The organism is Azotosporobacter soli (assembly GCF_030542965.1).
In the GTDB taxonomy this organism is placed as follows: Bacteria; Bacillota; Negativicutes; order SG130; family SG130; genus Azotosporobacter; species Azotosporobacter soli.
In genome coordinates this window covers 1-25689 of sequence record NZ_JAUAOA010000003.1, presented here as the reverse complement: position 1 = coordinate 25689, position 25689 = coordinate 1, and the positions used below count along the sequence as shown (strand labels likewise).

At 50.8% G+C, this 25689-nt stretch carries 24 protein-coding genes and 1 rRNA gene; all 25 read left to right on the top strand.

Annotated elements, in window-relative coordinates:
- Positions 1–34: 34 nt before the first annotated feature.
- The gene (gene ftsH / locus QTL79_RS03980; RefSeq protein WP_346353654.1) at positions 35–1981 is read left to right on the top strand and encodes an ATP-dependent zinc metalloprotease FtsH; all 1947 of its coding nucleotides are present in this window, start codon (positions 35–37) and stop codon (positions 1979–1981) included.
- Positions 1982–2163: 182 nt separating this feature from the next.
- Positions 2164–3156: a biotin--[acetyl-CoA-carboxylase] ligase gene (locus QTL79_RS03975; RefSeq protein WP_346353653.1), complete on the top strand. Its 993-nt coding sequence runs from the start codon at positions 2164–2166 to the stop codon at positions 3154–3156.
- Positions 3153–3713: a biotin transporter BioY gene (locus QTL79_RS03970; protein ID WP_346353652.1), complete on the top strand. Its 561-nt coding sequence runs from the start codon at positions 3153–3155 to the stop codon at positions 3711–3713. The genes QTL79_RS03975 and QTL79_RS03970 overlap by 4 nt, the downstream gene beginning before the upstream one ends.
- Before the next feature lie 18 nt (positions 3714–3731).
- A complete protein-coding gene (locus QTL79_RS03965) occupies positions 3732–4496 on the top strand; it encodes a type III pantothenate kinase (protein ID WP_346353651.1) in 765 nt (254 codons plus the stop codon).
- 77 nt (positions 4497–4573) lie between these two features.
- On the top strand, positions 4574–5530 hold the full coding sequence (dusB, locus tag QTL79_RS03960) for a tRNA dihydrouridine synthase DusB (RefSeq protein WP_346353650.1): 957 nt from the start codon (positions 4574–4576) through the stop codon (positions 5528–5530).
- A 13-nt stretch (positions 5531–5543) separates the two neighbouring features.
- A complete protein-coding gene (locus QTL79_RS03955; RefSeq protein WP_346353649.1) occupies positions 5544–6509 on the top strand; it encodes a hypothetical protein in 966 nt (321 codons plus the stop codon).
- A 93-nt stretch (positions 6510–6602) separates the two neighbouring features.
- Positions 6603–7124 (top strand): transcriptional regulator, encoded by a 522-nt coding sequence (locus QTL79_RS03950; RefSeq protein ID WP_346353648.1) that lies wholly within the window; start codon positions 6603–6605, stop codon positions 7122–7124.
- Complete coding sequence (locus QTL79_RS03945) at positions 7124–8029, top strand: quinate 5-dehydrogenase (RefSeq protein WP_346353647.1); 906 nt, start codon at positions 7124–7126, stop codon at positions 8027–8029. The genes QTL79_RS03950 and QTL79_RS03945 overlap by 1 nt, the downstream gene beginning before the upstream one ends.
- A 19-nt stretch (positions 8030–8048) precedes the next feature.
- A complete protein-coding gene (locus QTL79_RS03940) occupies positions 8049–9149 on the top strand; it encodes a polysaccharide biosynthesis protein (RefSeq protein ID WP_346353646.1) in 1101 nt (366 codons plus the stop codon).
- Positions 9150–9353: 204 nt separating this feature from the next.
- Positions 9354–9833, top strand: coding sequence for a transcription elongation factor GreA (greA, locus tag QTL79_RS03935; protein ID WP_346353645.1), 480 nt, complete (start codon positions 9354–9356; stop codon positions 9831–9833).
- An 11-nt stretch (positions 9834–9844) separates the two neighbouring features.
- A complete protein-coding gene (gene lysS / locus QTL79_RS03930) occupies positions 9845–11335 on the top strand; it encodes a lysine--tRNA ligase (RefSeq protein ID WP_346353644.1) in 1491 nt (496 codons plus the stop codon).
- A gap of 286 nt (positions 11336–11621) precedes the next feature.
- The gene (locus QTL79_RS03925; protein WP_346353643.1) at positions 11622–13328 is read left to right on the top strand and encodes a proline--tRNA ligase; all 1707 of its coding nucleotides are present in this window, start codon (positions 11622–11624) and stop codon (positions 13326–13328) included.
- A 60-nt stretch (positions 13329–13388) separates the two neighbouring features.
- Positions 13389–14702: a glutamate-1-semialdehyde 2,1-aminomutase gene (hemL, locus tag QTL79_RS03920; RefSeq protein ID WP_428845455.1), complete on the top strand. Its 1314-nt coding sequence runs from the start codon at positions 13389–13391 to the stop codon at positions 14700–14702.
- A 37-nt stretch (positions 14703–14739) separates the two neighbouring features.
- The gene (locus tag QTL79_RS03915; RefSeq protein WP_346353642.1) at positions 14740–16146 is read left to right on the top strand and encodes a sigma-54 interaction domain-containing protein; all 1407 of its coding nucleotides are present in this window, start codon (positions 14740–14742) and stop codon (positions 16144–16146) included.
- 341 nt (positions 16147–16487) lie between these two features.
- Positions 16488–17780 (top strand): proline reductase-associated electron transfer protein PrdC, encoded by a 1293-nt coding sequence (gene prdC / locus QTL79_RS03910; protein WP_346353641.1) that lies wholly within the window; start codon positions 16488–16490, stop codon positions 17778–17780.
- A 23-nt stretch (positions 17781–17803) separates the two neighbouring features.
- Positions 17804–19582: a D-proline reductase (dithiol) proprotein PrdA gene (gene prdA, locus QTL79_RS03905; RefSeq protein ID WP_346353640.1), complete on the top strand. Its 1779-nt coding sequence runs from the start codon at positions 17804–17806 to the stop codon at positions 19580–19582.
- Position 19583: 1 nt separating this feature from the next.
- Positions 19584–19778: a CBO2463/CBO2479 domain-containing protein gene (locus QTL79_RS03900; RefSeq protein WP_346353639.1), complete on the top strand. Its 195-nt coding sequence runs from the start codon at positions 19584–19586 to the stop codon at positions 19776–19778.
- A 34-nt stretch (positions 19779–19812) separates the two neighbouring features.
- On the top strand, positions 19813–20265 hold the full coding sequence (locus tag QTL79_RS17950; protein WP_487249739.1) for a glycine/sarcosine/betaine reductase selenoprotein B family protein: 453 nt from the start codon (positions 19813–19815) through the stop codon (positions 20263–20265).
- A gap of 27 nt (positions 20266–20292) precedes the next feature.
- On the top strand, positions 20293–20538 hold the full coding sequence (locus QTL79_RS17945; protein WP_487249738.1) for a hypothetical protein: 246 nt from the start codon (positions 20293–20295) through the stop codon (positions 20536–20538).
- A 68-nt stretch (positions 20539–20606) separates the two neighbouring features.
- Positions 20607–21488, top strand: a complete 882-nt coding sequence (locus QTL79_RS03890) for a proline reductase cluster protein PrdD (RefSeq protein ID WP_346353637.1) — start codon at positions 20607–20609, stop codon at positions 21486–21488.
- An 11-nt stretch (positions 21489–21499) separates the two neighbouring features.
- Positions 21500–21973 carry a glycine/sarcosine/betaine reductase component B subunit gene (locus QTL79_RS03885; RefSeq protein ID WP_346353636.1) on the top strand — a complete coding sequence of 158 codons (474 nt, stop codon included), beginning with the start codon at positions 21500–21502 and terminating at the stop codon, positions 21971–21973.
- Positions 21970–22977 carry a proline racemase gene (locus QTL79_RS03880; RefSeq protein ID WP_346353635.1) on the top strand — a complete coding sequence of 336 codons (1008 nt, stop codon included), beginning with the start codon at positions 21970–21972 and terminating at the stop codon, positions 22975–22977. Before QTL79_RS03885 ends, QTL79_RS03880 begins: the two co-directional genes overlap by 4 nt.
- Before the next feature lie 29 nt (positions 22978–23006).
- The gene (locus tag QTL79_RS03875; protein ID WP_346353634.1) at positions 23007–23873 is read left to right on the top strand and encodes a sulfite exporter TauE/SafE family protein; all 867 of its coding nucleotides are present in this window, start codon (positions 23007–23009) and stop codon (positions 23871–23873) included.
- A 184-nt stretch (positions 23874–24057) separates the two neighbouring features.
- Positions 24058–25143: a calcium/proton exchanger gene (gene cax, locus QTL79_RS03870; RefSeq protein WP_346353633.1), complete on the top strand. Its 1086-nt coding sequence runs from the start codon at positions 24058–24060 to the stop codon at positions 25141–25143.
- 299 nt (positions 25144–25442) lie between these two features.
- Positions 25443–25689: ribosomal RNA gene (locus tag QTL79_RS03865) — 16S ribosomal RNA — on the top strand; the annotation flags it as partial.

The window sequence follows — 25689 nt, the reverse complement described above, 5'->3', positions numbered from 1 at the left end:
GAGTATTGTGTACTCCAGTGAGAGGAGGGCTATTTTGAACAAGTTTTTCCGGAATGTCAGCTTTTATTTGCTGATCATCATTATTGCCATTTCGATTATCGACTATTATTCGTCACGGACCACCAACAAGCAGGAGGTCAATTATAGCCAGTTCTTAAAGCAGTTGGACGAACGTAAGGTGGATCGGGTGACGATTGTAGACAATACGGTCGAGGGTTCGCTTAGCGACGGCACGAAGTTCATGACAATCGTACCGAATGATCCGACACTGATCGGCACGTTGCGGGAAAAAGGCGTTGACATCAAAGCGCAATTGCCGCCGCAGCCGCCGTGGTGGACCAGTATTTTCTCTTCGATCTTACCGATGTTGCTCTTGATCGGTGTTTGGTTCTTCATCATGCAGCAAACGCAAGGCGGTGGGAATCGAGTCATGTCGTTCGGCAAAAGCCGGGCTAAGATGCAGGGCGAAGAACGCATCAAAGTAACGTTTCATGATGTGGCCGGAGCTGATGAGGCCAAACAGGAATTGGAAGAGGTTGTCGAATTTCTTAAACAGCCGAAAAAATTCAACGATCTGGGCGCACGCATACCCAAAGGAGTCCTGCTCTTTGGACCGCCCGGTACGGGTAAGACATTGCTGGCCCGTGCAGTTGCCGGTGAAGCTGGCGTGCCGTTCTTCAGCATCAGCGGTTCCGATTTCGTTGAAATGTTTGTCGGCGTAGGCGCATCACGCGTTAGGGATTTATTCGAACAGGCCAAGAAAAATGCGCCTTGCATCGTCTTCATTGACGAAATTGACGCAGTCGGCCGTCAACGCGGCGCAGGTCTCGGCGGCGGGCATGACGAACGGGAACAAACGTTGAATCAGTTATTGGTCGAGATGGATGGGTTCGGCGTCAATGAAGGCATTATTATCATTGCAGCGACGAATCGTCCCGACATTCTTGATCCGGCGCTGTTGCGTCCGGGTCGCTTTGACCGCCACATCGTAGTGGATAAACCCGATGTCAAGGGGCGCTTTGAAATTCTCAAGGTGCATACCAAAGGCAAGCCTGTGGCCAAGGAGGCCAATCTTGAAGTGTTGGCGCGCCGGACGCCTGGGTTTACCGGAGCCGATTTGAGCAATCTGGTCAATGAAGCCGCTCTCTTGGCGGCGCGGCGCAACAAGAAACGCATTGAAATGGATGAACTCGAGGAATCCGTGGAGCGCGTAATGGCCGGACCGGAACGGAAAAGCAAGGTGGTTAGCGATAAGGATCGCCGCTTAACGGCGTATCATGAAGCGGGTCATGCGCTGATCGGCATCCTCTTACCGCATGCGGATCCGGTTCATAAAGTATCGATCATTCCGCGCGGTCGTGCAGGCGGCTATACGCTGATGCTGCCGAAGGAAGATCGCAACTATGCGACGCGTTCGGAACTTTTGGATCAATTGAAGGTCATGCTAGGCGGCCGCGTAGCGGAGGCGCTGGTGCTGAAAGAAATTTCCACTGGTGCACAAAACGATCTGGAGAGGGTCACCGGTCTGGCGCGTAAAATGATTTGCGAATACGGCATGAGCGAAAATATGGGGCCGATTACCTTCGGTCACAAACAGGAACAGCAAGTCTTTTTAGGCCGCGACATTTCTCGTGACCGCAACTATAGTGAAGAAGTAGCCTCGGCTATCGACCGCGAAGTCCGCTCTTACATCGAAGATGCCTACAACCGGACGGAAGCGCTGCTGAGCGAAAACATCGACAAGCTGCATTTGATTGCGGAAGCGCTGTTGGATCGTGAGACATTGGAAGGCAGCGAGCTTGATGAACTGTTGGAAAAAGGCGTACTGCCGAAGAAAATTATCGCGGACGCAGACGTTGCGGAAGTGCCTTTAGCGCAAGTCAAGTCGGAAGCGGCACCTGTAGTTGAAAACGTAGCGGCTCCGGAAACGGTTGCTGCTCAACCAACGGTGGAACCGTTGGTTGAAGCGAAAAAAGAATAAGATTCCGCTCTACGCGGAATAAAAGAACGGCCGTCTCATTGGCTTTGAGGCGGCCGTTTTCGTTTTTTCTCTGACGTAGACGCCAAAGGGGCTGCCTTCTTCGGTAAAAAAGATAGAAGGTTGACAATTGGTTAACGTGCATTTACTATATAGTTGACGAATGAAACGGGAGGAAAATGACGATGCGGGGAAAGATTTTGCAGCTGTTGCGTGATTTGGGCGAAGGTCATCTTTCTGGTGAAGAATTAAGCCGCCGGCTGTCTGTCTCAAGGACGGCCATTTGGAAACATATGCGGGCGCTGAAAGAAGAAGGGTATGAGATAGAAGCGCATGCCCGCAAAGGATACCGCCTTTGCCAGGCGCCGGATCGACTCTTGCCGGAGGAAATCCGGAACAAGTTGCAAACAAAGATTTTGGGCCAACATGGCATTGTACATCTTGATCAAGTCGACTCGACCAATAATGTGGCGAAGCAGGTAGCGGCGCAAGGCTGCCCGGAAGGCTTGCTGGTCGTAGCGGAAGAACAAACGCTAGGGCGCGGCAGGTTGGCGCGAGGCTGGTTTTCGCCGCCAGGGCGAGGGGTTTGGCTGTCCGTAGTTCTCAGACCTCCGTTCGCGCCGCAGGAAGCGCCAAAATGTACGTTGATGGCGGCCGTGGCGACTGCTAGGGCCATTCGGAAAGTAAGCGGCGTCGCATGCGGCATAAAATGGCCGAATGATATCTTGTGGCAGGGGCGCAAAATAGTTGGCATCCTGACGGAAATGAGTGCGGAGATGGATGCGATCAACTATGTTGTCATCGGTATGGGGATCAATGTGAACATCGCGCAAAACGACTTCCCCAGTGAATTGCAGGATATCGGCATTTCGTTGGCGACGGTTGCCGGACATGAAATCAGTCGGGTGGATGTCTTGCAGGCGCTGCTTATCGAGTTGGAAGCTGTCTATGCGCAAGTGATGCGCGAAGGCTTTAGCCCGCTCTTAGCGGCGTGGCGCGAGCTTTCGGTCACGTTGGGAGAAATAGTTACGGTAAGCGGTGTTAAAGAAGAGTTTGTCGGCCTTGCGCAAGATATCGACGAGGATGGTGCGCTTTTGGTGAAGACGGAGAAAGGATTGCGACGCGTCCTGGCTGGAGACGTGTCGATTCGAGCGCAAAAAGGAGTGGAGCGAAAATGAATGTGCGTGAAATGACGCTTGCGGCTTTGTTTGCCGCGCTATTGGCGGTGAGTTCTCAGTTTTCCATCACCTTAGGGGCGGTACCGCATACGCTGCAGGTTTTTGTCGTGATCTTGGCGGGTTTAGTGCTTGGCGCGCGACTCGGCGCGATTAGCGTAGCCTTGTGGATTGTAATTGGCTGTTTTGGATTGCCGGTCTTTTCACAGGGCAAGGCAGGGGCCGCGGTGTTGTTAGGCCCGACAGGCGGTTTTCTGATTGGCTTTGTCGTATGCGCTTACCTTGTCGGTCGTTATGCGCAAGGACGTGAGATTACTTCGTTTGGAAGCGCCATTGCAATATTGACAGGAGTGGGTGCAGTTTATATACTAGGGTGGGCAGGTTTTATGGCTAGTTTTGAGTTTTTCCTTCACAAACCGATGACGTGGGAAAAGGCGGCGTCACTTGTAATCCTTCCTTTTCTGCCGTTTGATCTTGTAAAAGCCGTCATGGCCAGCTATCTGGGCATGCGGGTGCGTCAATCGTTGCTGAAGGCCGGCCTGACCGTGGCGAATAAGTGATTCTGGAGGATTTCAATCATGCTTCTGGTGTTTGATATCGGCAATACTAACATCGTTCTTGGGGTTTACGACGGAGAAGAACTTTTGTCTCATTGGCGCATTTCGACCGATCGGCAAAAAACGGGCGATGAATACGGTATGCTGATAAATAACCTGTTTACGTATGGCGGTTTAAGTATTGCGAATATCGATTCCATAATCATTTCATCGGTTGTGCCGCCATTGATTGTGCCGTTGGTCAAGATGTGTCAGCGCTACTTCAAGGTCGAGCCGTTGGTTGTCGGACCGGGCGTTAAAACAGGAATTTGTATTAAATATGAAAATCCTCGTGAAGTCGGCGCTGACCGGATTGTAAATGCAGTCGCTGCGGTTCATCGCTATGGCGGTCCGCTTATTATTATCGATTTTGGTACGGCGACCACTTTTTGTGCAATCAGTGAAACAGGCGCTTATTTAGGCGGTGCGATCGCACCGGGAATCGGAATTTCAACCGAAGCGCTCTTCCAGCGTGCGGCGAAATTACCAAGAATCGAGTTGGTCACGCCTAAATCGGTGATCTGCCGCAATACGGTAACGAGCATGCAGTCCGGCATTATTTTTGGCGCTGTCGGCCAGGCGGATGAAATTGTTCGCCGCATGAAGGAAGAAATGGGACAAGAAGCGTTTGTCGTTGCTACGGGTGGTCTGGCAAATTTGATTGCGCAGGAATCGAAGACGATTAATGCGGTTGAACATTTCTTAACCCTCGAAGGCCTCAGAATCATCTATGAACGCAACCAGTAAAATCGTTTGCATGAGATAACGGCATCCGGCCCAATTCCGGGTGCCGCTTGCTATTTTTAATAACGTAGGAGAAAGAAATGAAGATCGGTAAGCTTGTTTTAGAAAATCCGGTAATTCTTGCGCCGATGGCGGGGGTTACGGATCAACCATTTCGTTTGTTGGTGCGCGAGATGGGGTGTGGTTTGGTTTATTCGGAAATGGTCAGCGATATGGGCCTGGTTTACCAAAACGAACGAACATTGGAAATGCTGCGCATCGAAAAGAAAGAACGTCCGGTTGCGCTTCAAATATTCGGCTCAGATCCTGCGGCAATGGCCAAAGCGGCTAAGATTGTTGCCGCAGTAGAACCTGAGATCATCGATATCAATATGGGTTGTCCGGCGCAGAAAATCGTTAAAAACGGTGAAGGATCCGCGTTGATGCGGACGCCGGATTTGGCATATCGCATCATGGCTGCGGTCGTTGAAGCGGTCGATATCCCGGTGACGGTCAAAATCCGCTCCGGCTGGAACTTAGAAAACCGCAATGCGGTGGAGATGGCGAAGCTGGCGGAACAGGCCGGCGTTGCCGCCATCGCCGTGCATGGCCGAACGCGCGAACAATTTTACTCCGGTCAGGCGGATTGGGACATCATTAAAGCGGTGAAAGAGAGCGTGTCCATTCCGGTCATCGGCAATGGCGACATACGCAGTCCGCAGGATGCGGCGCGGATGCTGAAAGAAACCGGTTGCGACGCGGTGATGATTGGCCGCGGCGCACAGGGGAACCCCTGGCTCTTTCGCCAGGTGGTCCGTTATCTGGCGGACGGCACGCTGTTGCCGGGGCCAAATTTGGATGAAAGAATCGATATGGTATTGCGTCATTTGGACATGCTGACGGAACATAAGGGTGAATATATTGCCGTAAGGGAAATGCGTTGCCATGCGTCCTGGTATACGAAAGGGTTGCGGCGTGCGTCCGAACTGCGCCTGCGCTTTAATCAGGCGCAGAGCAAAGCGGATTTTGCCGCCGTCATGGCGGAATTCAAACAATAAGGGAGGACGCCGAATGGAAGCGATGTTGGTCCTGCCGGTAGCCAATGGAATATTGCCGCGGCCGGGCGGCGGCATCATTGCCGGCGTCTTTTTGCCGGAACAGGGCGGCGATGCGCTGTTTCAAGTGGGCGCGAAAAATGAAGTCTTGCTTTGTCCTTGGCAGGCGGAAGAGGAGAGTCTCTATCCGGTGGGGGTCAGTGCTCGCATCAGGGAAATCTCTCAGGAACAGGCGGTTGCAGAAGACGGTACGCCGCTTGTCGTTTATTTGGCGACGCTCGAAGGCTGCGAACACGTACGCTGGCATAGTCTGCGGGAAGAGGATGGTTACTTTTTTGCCGGACAGCTAAAGCGGATGAATTTTCGTCAAAGCCGCAAGACATATCCGGTGATTTCCGGCGCCGGTTGGCTGCCGCAAGGCGGTTATACCGAGTTTAGAAGTGAAGCTGATTTGCCGGTGACGATTTACGGCACCGATCTGGAGAGCGAGCGGGAAGTCAGCGTGAGCGCGAATCTGGGCGGACTGGTCTCGAAAGAGCAGGCGCACACGATCGAACATGCCATCATTCGCGCGCTGAGCGGCTATGGCTTGTGCACGGCGAAGACGTTGCTGATGTCGGTGATTCGCGAAACGACGGAGTTGAAGCAGTCGGTTGAAAACAGCATCCGGTTTACCTTGCCGGAAATCATCGGGCATACCGATAGCGGCATTTGCGGAAATCCGATGACGAATCTGGCCCGCTTTTATCTGGCGCGCGATTTTACCGACAACCTTAGAGGCGGTAAAGGAATGGCGCGTTCATTAAGCGAGGCGCGGCGCAAGACGATGTCGGAGCTGACCGGTGAAATCGGGCTTAGTTTAGCGCCGGGTCTTAGGGTCATGCAGGGTTTGAAAAAAGGCATGAGCCATGATGATACGGTCTTGCAGCTTAAGACATATCAGCAAGTCATCGCCCGTTTTCCGTTTGATCCTTGGGGGTAATAAGAAAAAATTCACGTGTTATTTTACGGAAAGAATGGTAGAATAACTATGTGCGCATTTATGCGCACAATAGAAATGACGGGATGGTTTCCTATGTTGCTTCGAATTGGAGACAAAATTGTTAACCGTAATAAAATTTATCAATTAGTCGATGACATGTTGGATATGCGTCGTCAAGGCTTTTCACAGCAGGAAGCGGCGAATTCACTTGGCATCGATCGTAGCTTGGTTTCAAAACTGGAAACGGTCGGGGAAGTGCGCAAAGGAGCCCGTTTGGCACTGGTCGGATTTCCTATTGAAAATTGCCAGGAACTACGCCAAATTTCTGAAGAAGAAGGCGTAGATTTCGTTCTGCTGATGTCGGAAAAAGAACGTTGGAATTTTTTACAAAGCAAGAGCGGCGTAGAGTTGTTTAATGGCTTGATGGAAATTATGGCGACTTTACGTAAATATGACATTATCATCATGCTGGGATCAAACCTTAGGATCAAGCTGATGGAGACGCTGCTTGATAAGGCTGTGATTGGTTTGCAGATCGGCGAGTCTCCGATTGAGGATGACCGCTATGTTGATCCGGAACGCTTGCGTAGTTTGATAAGAGAGTTGGTAGTTTAATGGAAAAGCATGTGGTCAGCATCAGTCTGGGTTCGTCGAGCCGCAATCACGTGGCAGTCAGCGAATTTGCCGGACAGAAAGTCCGACTGGAACGGATCGGGACTGATGGCGATAAAGCCGCAGCTAAAGCTTTGCTGCGGCGACTGGACGGTCAAGTGGATGCGTTCGGTCTGGGCGGTACCGATTTATTTATTTATGCAGGAAACCGCCGTTATACCTTTCGGGAGTCGGCTGAAATCGCGGCGGTTGCAAAGGAAACGCCGATTGTTGACGGCAGCGGCCTGAAGAATACGTTGGAACGGCGCGTCATTCGCCAGTTGGCAAAAGACGGCATTGTTCAATTTAAGGGCAAGCGGGCTCTGATGGTGTGCGCGGTTGACCGTTTTGGCATGGCGGAAGCCTTAGAGGAAGTGGGCTGCATCAATAGCTATGGCGATCTGATGTTTGGCCTTGGCCTGCCGCTTCCGCTGCACAGCCTGAAGGCGCTGGATCGTCTTGCGCGGATCTTGGCGCCGGTTGTGACGCGACTGCCCGTCAGTCTTTTTTATCCGACAGGCGAAACGCAACAGGAACGACGACCTAAATTTGCTGCGGCGTTTAACGCTGCAGACATTATTGCCGGTGATCTTCATTTTATCCGGCGCTATATGCCGGATCGGCTGCCAGGAAAAATCGTCATTACGAATACGGTGACGGACAAAGACAAAGAACTGCTGCGGCAAAGCGGCGCATCGCTTCTGATTACAACAACGCCCGAACTTGACGGTCGTTCCTTCGGGACGAATGTGATGGAAGCGGTGCTTGTCGCGATGGCGGGTAAAAAGGCTGCGGAACTGACTGCGCAAGATTATGAAGCGTTATTGGATCGTTTGGCCGTCAAACCGCGCATTGAGTGCTGGACGTAAGGGGAAGGGGAGGAATAAGATGGAAAAATTCGCCTTTATATTGCATCCGTTGGCAGCCAAAGATTTCGGACGGAAGTTTTCGATTTGCCAGCGCTTACCCGATGGTGTCATTGAAGGAATCATTCGTCATGTGCCGTCGTTTAAGGCGTCTCATATAACCGGAATTCAATCGGCCCACGCAGAAGCGGAAGGCTGGTTCATGGCGTGTCCGCTGACGACGCGTCAAATGATAGAATTGCCGGAAGAGTTAGTGTTGAAAAAAATCATTCAGGCCGGCAAAGCGGCTGAAAAATTGGGCGCGAAGATCGTCGGCCTCGGTGCATTCACCTCGATTGTCGGCGATGCCGGGATTACGATTGCACAAAATTTGGATATTGCCGTGACCACCGGAAACAGCTATACGGTGGCGACTGCGCTGCAGGGAACCCGCCAGGCGGCGAAGGTGATGGACGTCGATTTGCGTCAGGCGAATGTCTTGATTCTCGGGGCAACCGGCTCGATCGGAGCCGCCTGTGCGCGAATTTTGGGACGGGAAGTGCGCAACCTAACGCTCGCGGCGCGGAATGAACAGCGTTTGGAACAGCTGGCGCAAGAGCTGTATAAAGAAAGCGGCTGCAGTGCAAAAACAACTTCGCAAGTGAAGACGGCGGTCCGAGCGGCCGATATCATCATTGCGGTCACCAGCGCGCTCGATACGATCATCGAACCGGAAGACCTGAAACCGGGCGCAATTGTCTGCGACGTGGCCAGACCGCGCAATGTGTCGCGCCAAGTGGCGGAAAAACGCAACGATGTCTTAGTGATTGAAGGCGGCGTCGTCGAGGTGCCGGGAAATGTCGACTTTGGTTTGCAGTTCGGTTTTCCGCCGGGAACCGCGTATGCGTGTATGGCGGAAACGATGATTTTAGCGCTGGAAGGACGCTATGAGCCTTTTACGCTGGGGCGTGAATTATCGGTTGAGCAGATTGAAACGATTGCCAAACTGGCAGAGAAACATGGTTTCAAGCTAGCTGGTTTTCGCAGCTTTGAAAGAGCGATCACGGAACGGGAAATCGAAATCATCCGCAAAAATGCGCTGCAGAGTCAGCAACGCAGGGTGGGCGCTAGAGAGATTGGTTGAATAAGTTAGAAAATATTGACAAGCTAGCGGATTAAACCTATAATTAGTTGCATAAAAGAAGCAGGCTATGCCTGCGCCAAGTGTCAAGTCATCACTTGACACTCTTTCTATTGTTTGGCTGGTCTATAGGCAGCCAAACAACTTTATATTGTAAATGACAGCAGAAGTGATTATGAATTACGAGCAAAAGGGGAGCTGGAACAGATGGCAGAAAAGGAAGTCATCCTAACTGCGGAAGGCTTGAAAAAAATCGAGACCAAGCTGGAATATCTTAAGGCGATACGTCGTCGTGAAGTAGCAGAACGGATCAAACAAGCGATTGAATTTGGCGACATTAGCGAAAACTCGGAATATGAGGATGCTAAGAACGAACAGGCTTTCATCGAAGGCGAGATCCTGACGCTGGAGAAAATGCTGCGCAACAGTAAAGTACTGGATGGTGCGGCAATCGGCACTGAAATGGTCGCCCTTGGCTGTACGGTCACTTTGAAAGACTTGGAATATGGCGACAAGCTGAAATACACGCTCGTCGGATCGGCAGAAGCGGATCCGTCCGAGTTGAAAATTTCGAATGAATCGCCGGTCGGCGAAGCGATCTTGGGACAGAAAGTCGGCAGCGTCATCGAAGTGAATGTACCTGCAGGAATTTTGCAGTATGAGATCATAGATATCGAGCGTGAGTAGGAGACGGTAATATGGCAGAGAATACTACGACATCCGGGCAACCGGAAGAATTAAACGAACAAATGAAAGTGCGGCGCGAAAAAATGGCTGCACTGACGGAAAAAGGCTTGGAGCCGTTTGGCCGTCGTTATGATGTAACGCATCATGCGGCCGAGATTGTAGCGGAGTTTGAAACGCTGGAAGGACAAACCGTGAGTCTGGCCGGTCGCATGATGACCGTACGCGGTCATGGCAAAACGACGTTTGCACATGTTCAGGACATGAGCGGCAAGATTCAAATTTATCTGCGCCAGGATGCACTTGGCGAAGAGGCGTATGAAATATTACAACTGGCGGATATCGGCGATATTCTTGGCGTTACCGGGCAAGTGTTCCGTACGCAAAAAGGCGAAATCAGCATCAAGGTGGCATCCTTTGAAATCTTATCCAAGGCGCTTAGACCCTTGCCGGAAAAATGGCATGGCTTAAAAGACGTGGAAACACGTTACCGTCAGCGTTATCTGGATCTGGTTGTCAATCCGGATGTGCAAAAGACGTTTATTGCGCGCAGTAAGATTTTAAAAACACTGCGCAATATTCTTGACGGACGCAACTTCCTAGAAGTGGAGACGCCGATTCTGCATCCGATCGCCGGCGGGGCGGCGGCGCGTCCGTTTGTTACCCATCACAACGCGCTGGATATGAAGCTCTATATGCGGATTGCGCCGGAACTGTATCTGAAGCGACTGATTGTCGGCGGTTTTGAACGCGTTTATGAACTGGGTCGCGTGTTCCGTAACGAAGGAATTTCAATTAAACATAATCCGGAATTCACTATGGTAGAGCTGTATCAGGCTTATGCAGATCATGAAGATCTGATGCGTTTGACTGAAGAAGTGGTTGCCGGAATTGCGCAGGAAGTCTTAGGGACGACTAAGATTACTTACCAGGGACAGGATATTGAATTGGCTCCGCCTTGGAATCGAATTACAATGCCGGATGCGATTTTAAAATATTCCGGAGTTGATTTCCGCAATGTGAAAGATTTGGCAGAAGCGCGTAAGCTGGCGGATCAGCTTGGCGTAAAATATGAAAAGAAGCAAGGCATCGGCGGCATTGTGAATAATGTCTTCGAAGAAGTGGCGGAAGCAAAACTGATCCAACCGACTTTCGTCATGGGTCATCCGACCGAGATATCACCATTGGCTAAGCGCAACAAAGAAAATCCGGAAATTACCGATCGCTTTGAAGCGTTTATCTTCGGGCGCGAAGTTGCCAACGGGTTCTCTGAACTGAATGACCCGATCGATCAGGAAGAACGTTTCCAAGGTCAGGTTGAACAGCGCGAGTCTGGTGATGATGAAGCGCATATGATGGATCGGGATTATGTAACGGCTTTGGAACACGGTCTGCCGCCTACGGGCGGACTGGGCATCGGCATTGATCGTCTGGTGATGTTCTTGACCGACAGTCACTCCATCCGCGACGTTCTGCTGTTCCCGCACATGCGTCATAAAGAGTAAGCGAACCAGACAGACGGCCGTGAGGTCGTCTGTCTTTGTCAATGGGCGAAGCGGAGCGCTGCGCGTGCTTGCAGGGACGCGATGGTGTTTCAACATGAAGATTTGAAGAAAAAAGAAAGAGGGACGAGTTTTGGCAGTATAAAGATCTTCCCTTCTACAATATATCTAAAATCTTAACGAAAACGGAAACTAGCTGTTAGCGAAGCATTTTTTTTGTTATAATAATTTCATTGGTGTATTTTGGCTGGCGACGGTCAAGGTGCGAACAGTAAGAGGAGGAAGACAAATGAGAGTATCACACCTGTATGCTCCCACCCTGAGAGAAACACCGGCAGACGCCGAAGTTGTAAGCCATCAGCTGATGTTGCGGGCCGGAATGATCCGCAAAGTGGCGCCTGGCATTTATAATTACCTGCCTTTAGCCTGGCGGGTATTGCGTAAAGTATCGCAAATCATCCGTGAGGAAATGGACGCAAAAGGCGGCCAGGAATTAATGATGCCGATTGCACAACCGGCGGAACTCTGGCAGGAAACCGGGCGTTGGGATGTTTATGGCGACGAAATGTTTCGTTTGAAGGATCGTCACGGTCGCGACTTTTGTCTTGGACCGACGCATGAAGAAATGATCACAACGCTGGTGCGTCAGGATGTTCGTTCCTATCGCCAGTTGCCGATTATGCTATACCAGATCCAAGACAAGTTTCGCGACGAAATCCGCCCGCGCTTCGGCCTGATGCGCGGACGCGAGTTCATCATGAAAGACCTTTACTCGTTCGACCGGGATGATGAAGGCTTGAACAAGAGTTACTGGGATATGCATGATGCATACAGCCGCATCTTTACCCGCTGCGGTTTGACGTATCGTGCGGTAGAAGCCGACTCCGGCGCAATCGGCGGCAGCGGTTCGCATGAATTCATGGTGCTGGCCAATTCCGGTGAAGACGATGTTTGTTTCTGCGACGAATGCAATTACGGCGCCAATACCGAGCGGGCTGAAATGCATCCGATTGAAGCGACAAAAGAACCCATGAAGGAACTGGAAATCGTCAATACGCCGAATTGCAAGACGATGGAAGAAGTCGCTGAATTCTTAGGCTTTAAACCGGAACATGCGATTAAAGCGTTGGCCTTTTATTCGGACAAAGGTCCGATCCTGGCTTTGGTGCGCGGCGATCACGAAGTTAACGAAATTAAATTGAAGAATAAATTGGATTGTCTGTTCCTGAACATGGCGGATGCGACCGTCATCAATGACCTGATGGGCAGTGCGGGCGGCTATCTGGGACCGATCGGCATCAGCAAGGAAACGATCGTCGTTGCTGACAATACGGTTATGAACATGTGCAATACCGAGTGCGGCGCTAATAAACTTGATCATCATTATATCAACGTCAATCCGGGAAGAGATTTCAAACCCAATATTGTAGCGGATATCCGCTTGATTCGTAAGGGCGATCCCTGCCCGCGTTGCGGTGCGCCAGTGGATATTAAGCGCGGTATTGAGGTCGGACATATTTTTAAATTGCAGACAAAATACAGCGCAAAGCTGAATACAATCTTTGTCGATGAAAACGGCGAAGAAAAGCCGATGGTTATGGGCTGTTACGGCATCGGCGTCGGTCGTACGATGGCGGCTTCGATCGAGCAGAACAACGACAAGGACGGCATCATCTGGCCGGTTGCGATTGCGCCGTACCATGTGATTATCGTTCCGGTCAGCATCGCCGATGAGGCGCAACGGACGATTGCGGAAAAAATGTACAAAGAATTGAATGCAGCCGGCCTGGAGACGGTACTTGACGACCGCGACGATCGTGCCGGCGTTAAATTCAAGGATGCCGACCTGATCGGTTATCCGCTGCGCATTACGATTGGACCAAAGGCGCTGAAGGAAAATAAAGTCGAATGCCGTGTGCGTAAGACGGGCGAGGTGCATTTGATCGATGTCGATACGTACCTGAGCGATGTTCAGGCGTTATTTAAACAACTCTAATAAAAAAGAGCAAACAGCCGGCCGAAGGGCGGCTGTTTGCTGCGAAGAGGAGCGATAAACATGAAAGTACAGCAATCAGCAGAGGCTTTTTCCGAGGCGAAACAATATATTCCCGGCGGCGTCAACAGTCCGGTGCGTTCATTCGGCAGTGTCGGCGGAACGCCCCGTTTCATCGAACGCGGTCAAGGCTGCCGGATTTACGATGTGGACGGCAATGAATATATCGACTATGTCTTATCCTGGGGGCCGATGATTCTCGGTCATGCCCATCCGAAAGTCATTGCGGCGATTCATGAGGCAGTGGATAACGGCACCAGTTTTGGCGCGCCGACTCTAGTGGAAACGGTACTGGCCAAACTTGTCAACAAAGCGATCCCGTCAATGGAAATGGTGCGCATGGTCAACTCCGGCACGGAAGCGACTATGAGTGCGCTGCGTCTGGCGCGGGCGTATACAAAACGGAATAAAATCGTCAAATTTGCCGGCTGCTACCATGGTCATCATGACAGTCTGCTCGTCAAAGCCGGTTCGGGCGCAATGACATACGGCGTGCCGGACAGCCCTGGTGTTCCGGCCAGCATTGCCGGAAATACGCTGACCGTCGCCTTTAATGACAAGGCGGCGATGGAAGAAGTCTTTGCAAAGGACGGCGGTGATATTGCTGCAGTGATCATTGAAGCCGTGCCGGGCAATATGGGACTGATTCTGCCGCAGGAAGGGTATCTGCAATTCGTAAGGGAAATCACCGCGCGCTATGGCGCTCTTTTGATCTTTGATGAAGTCATGACCGGGTTTCGCGTTGCGCTTGGCGGCTGCCAAGCCGTATTCGGCATTAAGCCGGATCTGACCTGCCTCAGTAAGATCATTGGCGGCGGTCTGCCGGTCGGCGCTTATGGCGGACGCCGTGAAATCATGGAACAGATTGCGCCGCTTGGCGCGGTATATCAGGCGGGCACGTTAAGCGGCAATCCTCTGGCAATGTCGGCGGGTGCAAAAACATTGCAGCTATTGATCGAGACAAAAGGATTGTACGAAAAAGTCACCGCCATGTCGCTGAAGTTGGCGACCGGCTTGCAGCGCGCTGCACAAAAGCAGGGCGTGATCGTTCAGGCACATGCCATTGGCGGTATGTTCGGCATCTTCTTCAATGACAAAGCGGTATATGACTATGAGACCGCAAAGACTTCGGATGTCGGCGCGTTCAATGTCTATTTCCATGCAATGCTTGAACAGGGAATCTACCTGTCGCCGTCACAATTTGAAACCTGCTTCATGTCCTATGCACATGGAGAAACTGAAATCGAACGGACACTGCAAGCGGCGGAAGTTGCTTTTGCTAAAGTGGCAGAATACCAAGCTGCCAAGGCGAAATAGTTCCGACGGATGCGGCAGAGAGGGGAGCAATCAGCTGATGATGCAGACGCCTTTGCGAATATCCTTTGAACAGGTTTTAGAAAATATCAATGAAGCAATATGCGTTGTTGATAAAGACGCGGTAGTTACTTATATCAATAAGAGCTTCGAAGCGACATACGGGATCAAAAGAGGAGAAATCGTCGGAAAAACGGTACATACCTTTTTCCCGAATGCATTATGTCTGAAAGTTCTGCAGCAACGCAAAGCAGTTGAATATGTCGAACATCGACCGCGCGAAGGCAATGTGGTCATGATCAGCTCTATTCCAATCTATGAGAATGATGCACTGATCGGCGCCGTTTCGATCGATCAGGACATCACGGAAATTCGTAGGATTAGCAATGAGCTGGAAGAGGCGAAGAACCGGATTAAGTACTTGGAATATGCGGAAGAAATCATTCAGACGATTCATGGCAAGAGCGGCTTTCAAAAAGTGCTGTACAAGAGCAAGCTGATGTACGATCTGATCATGCTGGCGCAACGTGTTGCGGAAAGCGATGCGTCAGTGATGATCGTTGGTGAAAGCGGTACGGGCAAGGATTTGTTTGCCCAGGCGATTCACGGCGAAAGCATGCGTAAGGAACGTCCGTTTGTGGTTGTCGATTGCAGTTCGATTCCGGCTATGCTGATGGAAAGTGAATTGTTCGGCTATGAAGCCGGCGCCTTTACCGGCGCCAATAAAAAAGGCAAGCAGGGTAAATTCGAAATTGCCAATGGCGGAACGATTTTTCTCGATGAGATTGGCGAATTGCCGCTTGAGATGCAGTCGAAATTGCTTAGGGTCTTGGAAAGTCAGGAATTTTACCGGGTTGGCGGCGTGAAGCCGATCAAGGTGGATGTGCGGGTGATTGCTGCGACGAACCGAGCGCTTGTCTCCATGCTGTCGCAGGGAACTTTTCGCAAGGATCTCTATTACCGTCTGAACGTTTTCACGTTAAAGATACCGGCGCTGCGAGAACGTCCGGATGACATTCCGCTCCTGATCGATTTTTATCTTAAGCGTTATTCGGTGCTCAATAACCGAATTATTGACCGCATCGATCCTGAAGTGACGGCGATTCTGCGCCACTATCACTGGCCGGGCAATGTGCGCGAATTGAAAAATGTTATGGAGCGTCTGGTCGTACTAGCGGATGGGAATTCGATATCGGCAAAGCAGTTGCCGATGGTCTTGGAAAATCTGCAGCGCCTGGAGGATGGCGAAAAGCCGGAACTGGCTGCGCAGTTTAAGACATTGTTAAAACTGGAAGAGACCTTGTTTGCGGCGGAACAGCAGGCGATTATGCGAGCGCTCGAAGCCGCTGGGAACAATAAGGCCAAAGCGGCGAAAATACTTGACATACCAAGAAGCACGCTTTATTATAAATTACAAAAGATGGAAACGAAAAAAAGCAATGCATAGCTTAGAAGTGTCCAATAAATTGACGCGTGTCAGTTTATTGGACACTTCTTTCTTTTTCTAGAAAAAATAGGGAATAGAAGCTTGTCTAAAGGAATAAATTAGAAAAAAGTGTCAGAATGCTGACGGTTTTTTTACAATAATCAGATAAGTTAAAAAACAACGATAGATAAAATATTTAGCTTAAAAATAGTGAGTAAATGGATAGGGGTGAAAAAAGCGGTAAAGTGAGAGAAAAAATGCGAAAATGCCATAAAACAGCTAAATTTGCAAAGTAAAAAGGAGTTGGCATGATAATTGCGTTATGTATAAGCGGGGTATAGTGAAGGAGGTGAGATGGAGAGATGAGCAAGTTATATCAACTGCGCTTGCAGCAGCATATCGGCGCACCGTGTACGCCTGTCGTCGCGGTCGGCGATCAGGTGGAACGGGGGCAACTGATTGCGACGCCGCCGAAACTTGGCGCTAAGATTCATGCCAGCGTAAAAGGGAAGGTCGTAGGTATCACGGAAACAGAAATCACGATTGAAGCGGCGGATAACCAACCGAATACGTTCGTGCCGATTAAAGAGGGCACTATCGTTGAGATGATTGCCGAAGCAGGAATTGTGGGAATGGGCGGCGCCGGATTTCCGACGCATGTCAAGATGAACATTGATTTGCAGGGCGGCGTGGTCATTGCTAACGGCGTCGAATGCGAGCCGCTGCTGAAACATAATGTGAAGCAGATGAAGGAGCAGGCGGCCACGATGTATCGCGGACTCAAGTATGCAATGGAAGCGACCCGGGCGGCGAAGGGGATTTTTGCCGTTAAGGCCAAGAATAAGGATGCGGTAGCCGCGTTGAATGCGGTGATTGATGATCCGCGTATCGAAGTGAAAACGTTGCCGGATATGTATCCAATGGGTGAGGAGAGAGCCATCGTCCGTGAAATCCTTGGCGTGGTCTTGGCTCCGGATCAGCTGCCGTCGGCAGCGCAAGCCGTGATCAGCAATGTGGAGACTCTTGTGAAAATCTGCGAAGCAGTCGAATTGAAAAAACCGGTACTAAGCAAGAGTTTGACGGTAGTCGGTCAATTGAAAAACGGCCGTCAATCGATGGTGTTTGAGAATGTTGCAATCGGTACTCCAATCAGGGCATTGATCGAACAGGCAGGCGGCATTGATGGAGCTTATGGCGAAATCATTATGGGCGGGCCGTTTACAGGACAGAGTGTCGATTTAAACGCGGTTGTCACCAAAACCAGCGGCGGCATCATCGTTACCATGCCTTTACCGAATGAAAGACGCAAGATGGGGCTTTTGGTCTGTGCCTGCGGCGCTAATGAAACACGCCTGCGGGAACTGGCCGATAAGATGGGAGCGCCGGTTGTCGGCGTACAGCGCTGTAAACAGGTGATGGATGTAAAAAATGCCATTAAGTGCGAAAATCCCGGCAATTGCCCGGGGCAAGCGGAAAAAATCCTTAAATTGAAAAAGGCTGGAGCTGAAGTGGTACTGGTCAGCAATTGCAGCGACTGTACCAATACGGTCATGGGCGTAGCTCCGAAATTAAAAATCCCCGTATATCACCATACCGACCATGTCATGCGGACGGTGGGACATCGCCTTGTAAGGCGCTTGAAGACGGAGGAATAGGAAAGCAGAAGGAGGTATAAACGATGTCGATTACCAAGGAAACTGCGGCAGAGCACAAGAATGATCCGGCAGTGGTTTGCTGTCTGACAACTGCCGGTACGGTCATCAGTCCTGCCGACTTGGAAGACCCGGGCATTTTCCCGGATCTTGAAGATTCGGGGCTTTTGACGCTGCCTGCAAATGTGGCTAAGATTGGCCAGGTCATCGGAGCGAAACTGACAAAGACGGTTGACGCATTGACGCCGCTGACCGGTGAATTTCTGGAAGGCATGCAGGAGATGGCAGGAGAGGCTCCTGCGGCAAAAGTAAAGGCGGCGCCGGAAACAAGCGCTCCGCAGGTGCAGCAGCCAGCGGCCGCGACCATGTCATCCGGCGGAATGATTCGCATTCATATCGAAGAAGGCAAAGGCATCAACCTCGAATTTCCGGCAGTCGTCATGAGCGGCAATGCTCCTGCGGCTTCGGCGAGCCAAGCTGCGCTCGCACCGGAAACCGCTGTAGTGAAAACCGAGAACAAAGTGTTGCGCACGCTGATCGAGCGTGAGTACAAGGTGAACAAGGTTCAGCTTGGCGACGCGACCGCTTTTGAAAACGGCGTACTGACGATTCGCAAGGCGCTTTGCCAGGAGGCTCTTAAAGCCGATCCGCTAGTGAAGAAGATTGAACTCGATATTGTTACGCCGGACAACCAGCATATTTATACGCCGACGATCATGGACGTCATTCCGATGGCGACCAAGGTGGAAGGCGAGCTGGGCGAAGGCGTCAGCCATTCACTGGTCGGCGTTGTAGTGCTTTTGACCGGTGTGGATGAAAGCGGCATGCAGGTACACGAATTCGGTTCCTGTGAAGGATACATGGATGAAAAAATCCGCTATGACCGTCCGGGCTGTCCGGATAAAGCGGATATCATCGTACGGGTCATGACGACGATTCAAGCCGGTACCGGCATGGAACGCCGCGGACCGTTCGCGGCGCATAAAGCATGCGACACGATCATTCAGGAAATCCGCGAAGTATTGAAGAAACTGCCGGCAGAAGGCGCAGTAGAGACGAAAGAATATCAAGATATCCGCAAACTGGGCCGGCCGCGCGTCGTTTTGGTCAAAGAAATCATGGGACAGGGCGCGATGCATGACAATGTCATTTTACCAAGTGAACCGGCAGGCATCATGGGCGGTCGTCCCAACGTCGATTTAGGCAATGTACCGGTGGTCCTGTCGGCGAATGAAGTGCGGGACGGCGGCGTGCATGCACTGACTTGCATTGGTCCGGCATCGAAAGAAAACACCCGGCATTACTTCCGCGAACCGTTGGTCGATCTGATGGCAAAGGATGAAGAAATCGATCTGGTGGGCGTCGTATTCGTCGGAAGCCCGCAGATCAATGATGAGAAAATGTATGTATCCGGCCGGATCGGCGCGATTGTCGAAGCGCTTGGCGTAGAAGGCGCGATCGTGACGACCGAAGGCTTCGGCAACAATCATATCGATTTTGCCAGCCACATTGAACAAATCGGCAAACGTGGTGTTGCAGTTGTCGGCGTTACTTATTCCGCCTATCAAGGAGCTTTGGTTGTCGGCAACAAGTACATGAACTCGATGATCGATCTCAACAAGAACGATCGCGGTTTCGAATCGGAAATCCTTGGTGACAATACGCTTTGCCCCTGGGATGCCGAACGTGCCTTGCTGATGCTGAAGACGAAAATGGCAGGCGTTGAGATTAAGGGGCCGGGGCGCAAATGGGAACAGTCGGTTATCGAGGGGAATCAAAAACTTGTCGATGCGGCGTTGAAGTAATATGGACATAGAGCTGACGCCCCGACTGGTCAATGGAAAACTGGTTGAGGTAACCGAAGTTGGCGTGAAAATTGAAATCAACGGACGACTGGGAATGCTTAGCGTTCCGCTGCGGATGGTGTTTACCGACAAGCCACTGGTAGTCGGCGATGAAGTAGAATTTTACGTCAGCTATGTCAACGTAACCTCGAAATAAGAAGAAAAATAATAAAACAAGAGGAGGGGAAAACATGAAGCTTTCGGTTGTAGAAGGTTTGCAATCAGAAATATTCGTGCCCATCACGCCTCCGGCAGTCTACACGGTCATGACCAAAGCGGTCAAGGATTGTACCGTAGCCTTGCTGACTGCAGGCGGCGTCCACTTAAAGACACAGGATCCCTTTGCCTTAGCGGGCGATTTCACGTATCGCATGATTCCTTGCGATGTCAAAACGGAAGAGCTGATGGTAACTCATGGCGGTTACGATAACAGCGATGTTAACAAAGACATCAATGCGATGCTCGCCGTTGACCGAATCCGCGAACTCGCTGCGGAAGGATTCATCGGCAAAGTTGCGCCTCATCACATCGGCTTTATGGGTGGCGGCGGCAACATAAAAAAATTCGAGGAGGAAACAGGACCGGCCATCGCGGCTGCCCTCAAAGAGGACAAAGTCGATATCGCGCTCCTAACCGCTGGCTGAGGCACCTGTCACCGCTCTGCCGTGATTGTGCAGAGAGCGATTGAGGCCGCCGGCATTCCTACAATTATTATTGCCGCACTGCCTCCGGTAGCCAAACAACAGGGATCGCCGCGCGTTTCCGCACCGCTGGTTCCGATGGGAGCCAACGTGGGGGCGCCGCACGATATCCCGATGCAAACCGGCGTGTTGAAAGACACGCTGCATGCGATGGAAACGATTGAATCCTTTGGCAAGATCATACCATTGCCATACGAGTATAAGTCCAAGGTCTAAAATATCCAGGCCGGCGGGCGGCGTGCACTACGCGCCGCCCGACCCGAGCCTGAGGGCAGGGTGGTAGCATGTTTAAGTTATCTGCAGCCCAGGCTAAAGGTGTGACGCTGGAAGCGCCGGATCACTTGATGGAATCGACGAGACAGGCTGCGCGTGAACAGCGGGAAAAACAAGCAGTAATAAACGGCGCGCAAAAAAGTCAAATACTCCGCACACTGAAAATTTGCGAATTTTCGATCAATAGAATAGAATTGAGTACAGAGACGGCGATTCGCGGCAATACCTTATATTTGGATCAGGAATTGACTAAGAGCGTCCTTTTTCATACCCCGTTGGTGAAGAAAATCACAATTGATGTCATAACGCCGGAAAAACGTGACGTGATGACGAACACGATCATGGATTTGTTGCCGATCGCAACTAAAGTGCAAGGCGATTTGGGGGAAGGCGTGACGTACAGTTTGAGCGGCGTTGTCGTGGCTCTTACCGGGGTGGATGAAGATGGGAAACAGGTGGCGGAATTCGGCTCGTCGCATGGGCGGCTGGATCGCAAGATACGGTTCGGCATGCCGGGAACGCCAGGGCAGCAAGACATCATTCTGCGCATCGATGTGGTGATTGAACGGGGCAGCGGCATGGAACGGCGCGGGCCTCTGGCGGCGCATCAGGCGTGTGACCAGATCATAGCAGCGGTACGCCAGGAATTAAAGCGCTTGCCGTTGGAGCAGGCGGTGCGTGAGACTGTTTACCAGGATGAAAGAAAGCCGGGGAAGATGCGAATCCTGATAGTAAAGCAGGTTGGCGGTCAGGGCGCGATGCATGAAAAATTGCTTTTGCCTTTGGAACCGGGCGGTGTGCAAGGTGGACGGTCGATTATCGATCTTGGCAATGTGCCGGTACTTTTGTCGGCGAATGAAATCAAGGATGGAGCGATTCGTTCTATGACATAGGAGGGGATGAAATGGGCGTTAGTCCATCGACAAAAGAAACTACGCTGCATCATTTCCGCGATCCCTTACTGGAATTGACGAGGCGCGATCCGGAGCTTGAATTGGCTGGCGTAGCCATAGTGGGCAGCCCGGGAGAAAACAGCGACAAAGACTATGTTGCAAAACGAATCGGAATGTTGGCGGAAGCGATGAATGTCGATGGCGTTCTGATTCATGTCGAAGGCTTTGGCAACCAACATGTTGACTTCGCGGCGCATATGGCAGAAGTGGGGCGGCGAGGCATTCCGGTAGTCGGCCTGACTTACAAGGGGAACGGACTCGTTGTGGAAAATGAATATATGCAGGACTTGGTTGATTTGGACAAGACGTTTCAGGGCATGGAAACGGAGGTGGTGGAGGACAACGGCGTCCAGGCCGCCGATGTGATTAGAGCTCTGAAAATATTGAAGAAACGGATTACCATTAAACGGAGGCGTTCATTATGAAATTTGACCGTTCGATTATGGCGGTGGATTCCCATACGATGGGAGAACCGACGCGGATCGTGGTAGGCGGCCTGCCTAACATTCCGGGTAAAACCATGGCAGACATCAAAGAATATCTGGAAAAGAATCTTGATTATGTGCGGACAACGCTAATGCATGAACCGCGGGGGCATAAAGACATGTTCGGTTCGATTATTACCCGACCGGTGCACGAAGATGCCGATTTTGGCATTGTGTTTATGGATGGCGGCGGTTATCTTAATATGTGCGGTCATGGTTCGATCGGAGCGGTAACGGTAGCCATTGATACCGGGATGGTTCCGACGGTAGAACCGGAAACAAGCGTTAAATTTGATGCGCCGGCGGGACTTATCACTGCACGGGCAAAAGTGGAGAATGGCGTTGTTAAATCGGTGACGATTCGCAATGTACCGGCGTTTCTCTATCGAAAGGATGCCAAGGTCAATGTTCCAGGTTTGGGTGAAATCACGTTGGATGTATCGTTTGGCGGCAGTTTTTTCGCGATTGTGAATGCGGAGCAGTTAAAGCTTGAAGTAACGCCGGGCAATATCGACGAACTGACGAAACTGGGACTTGCGATTCGCAAGGCTGCAAATGAACAACTGCAGATTCAGCATCCGACGCTGGCGCATATCAATACGATTGATTTGGTGGAGATTTATGACAAAGCGACAAATCCGGAGGCGAACTACAAAAATGTGGTTATCTTCGGTGAAGGACAGGCCGACCGTTCACCATGCGGCACGGGAACCAGTGCTAAAATGGCGACTTTGTATGCAAAAGGGCATTTAAAATTAGGGGAGGAGTTTGTATACGAGAGCATTATCGGAACTTTATTTAGAGGTCGCTTGGTAGAAACAGCCATGGTCGGCGAGTTTCAAGCGGTCGTGCCGGAAATAACCGGCAGTGCCTACATTACGGGTTTCAATCAATTTGTCATCGATCCCAATGATCCGGTAAAACATGGATTTATGTTAGGGTGAACGAATAAGAGAAAAAGAGGAGGGACAGTATGTCAATTATTGCTGCGGTCCAAGGAGCGTTAGTATTGGTAACTGCTTGGTTCGGCGTGGTGTTTTTCGGCCATGCTGCCAAGAACAAGGAGCAAATGTCTGACAAGAGCTGGGGAAAACTTTCTGGTGTAGGCTTCATTGCTAACTTCTTTGATACCCTCGGTATCGGTAGCTTTGCCCCGACCACAGCCATGTTTAAAGCCATGGACCTTGTGCCGGATCGTCTGATTCCCGGTACGTTGAATGTCAGCATGACGATTCCGGTTGTAGTGGAAGCCTTGATATTTATAACCGTTATTAAAGTCGATCCGACGACGTTAATTGCCATGGTTGCCGCTTCCATGGTTGGCGCAATTTTTGGTGCGGGAATAGTATCGCATCTGCCGGAGAAAAAAATACAGATGGGCATGGGCATTGCGCTGATGATCGTAGCGTTCGTCTTTGTCGCCGGCTTACTGAAGTGGATGCCGGTTGGCGGCGAAGCTATTGGTCTGGAAGGTGCTCAATTAGGCATTGGCGTAGTGGGCAACTTCATCCTGGGTGCGCTGATGACAATCGGTATCGGCCTGTACGCGCCATGCATGGCGTTGGTCTATGCACTGGGTATGAGTCCGAAAGTCGCATTTCCGATCATGATGTGCTCCTGCGCATTCCTGATGCCGGCAGCGAGCATTAAATTCGTCAAAGAAGCTGCTTATGACATCAAAGCCTCGATTGCCATCACGATTGCCGGATCGGTCGGCGTCCTGATCGCTGCGTACATCGTTAAAGAAATGCCGCTTGAGATTTTGAAATGGGTTGTTGTTTGTGTAATCCTTTATACCTCGATCACCATGTTGCGTGCGGGGATGAAAAACAACGATTAAAAAATGGCAAGATAAAGACCGGGCGAAAGCCCGGTCTTTATCTTGCCATTTATCGAGCAAAGAGGTTGAAGCGAAAAGGATATGTAAAATATTTGCAGAAAAATAGAAAGAATGGAGTTAAAGTGCTGCACAATCCGATTGACAAAGGATAAAAAAATGCGGTCTCGTCAGCTTCGTAGGCGAAATGAAACGGCAGCGAAGGGAAGTGAGTGAAATGATGATGATGAAATTTTTGCTGCTGGCAGTGCCGCTGAGCATTGCAGCGGAAGTCTTGCATTGGTCGTCGGCAACTGTATTTATCGCTTCCTGTATGGCGATCATTCCATTGGCCATGTATATGGGCATAGCGACAGAGGAAATTGCGCACGTTGTCGGTTATCAGTGGGGTGGTTTTCTCAATGCGACGTTCGGAAATGCAACAGAACTGATCATTGCCTTTTTTGCGCTGAAAGCAGGGTTATATGATGTGGTAAAAGCTTCGCTTGCCGGTTCTGTGATGGGGAATATTCTGCTTGTCCTGGGCGCGAGCATGTTTGCTGGTGGACTGCGCCATAAGGTACAGACGTTCAATGTTGATTTAGTCGAAGTGTCGAGCAGTATGCTGACATTTGGCGCAATCGGCTTATGCGTGCCGGCGATTTTCTTGCGCAGCGTAGGAACGGGAACGCTCGATTCGTGGAGATATGAACCGCTTAGTTTATTGATTGCAGTTATCATGCTGGGGATATATTTGCTGAAGATGTACTTCTCTTTTGGCTCGCATCGAGAATTTTATCGACAGGAAGAGGAGAATGGCGGAGAATTTGAAGGGCAGTGGGGCGTGCGAAAAGCTATCGTAGTCTTGCTCGCTACGACGATCATTATCGCTGTGGAAAGCGAATTCCTCGTTGCTTCGATCATTCCGGTGACGCAAGAGTGGGGAATCAGCGAGTTTTTTGTCGGCATTATTCTGATCCCGATTGTTGGCAACGCAGCGGAACACAGCACTGCAATTTGGATGGCGATGAAGAATAAGATGGATGTGGCGATAGAAATTGCCGTTGGATCCAGTTTGCAGATCTTGCTTTTTGTCATGCCGTTGCTGGTCATACTTGGCGCGTTAATTGACAGGACAATGAGTATTGTTTTTATCGATGTAGAAGTGGCGTCGATTCTTGTAGCTGTCTGGATTGCCAATCGGGTGGCCGGAGACGGACAATCCAATTGGCTGGAAGGAGTCCAATTGATGGCGGTATACCTCCTGATCGGGATATGTTTTTATTGGCTATAATGTTTCTTTGAGAAAAGAGAAAAAAAGGTTGACAGCGGCGACTACGAAATGTTAACATAAGCAAGTCGCCAAACGGCGGCAGCAACTGAAAAAGAAAAACGGAAACAAGTAGTTGACATGGTTCGAGTGACTGTGCTAAACTGATGTTCCGGCCGCGAAAGCGGTGGTGCTCCTTGAAAACTGAATAATGTGGAAAAGAATGAAAAGCCAGATGTGCGGAGACGTCATCGCTTCGGTGATGATGACTCAACAAACAATAATGTTTTTGTTATAAAGAGCTGATGAAGCTTCTTCATAATTTTATGGAGAGTTTGATCCTGGCTCAGGACGAACGCTGGCGGCGTGCCTAACACATGCAAGTCGAACGGTTTGTTGTTTAACACCGAATCTTTGCGGAGGCGTTACCGATGAGCGAAAGCGAAGAGGGAACGCGTTATCAAAGAGGATAACACTTCAGTTGAAGGTTGGGTGTTGAACAACAAATAGTGGCGAACGGGTGAGTAACGCGTAGATAACCTGCCTCTAAGATGGGGACAACAACTCGAA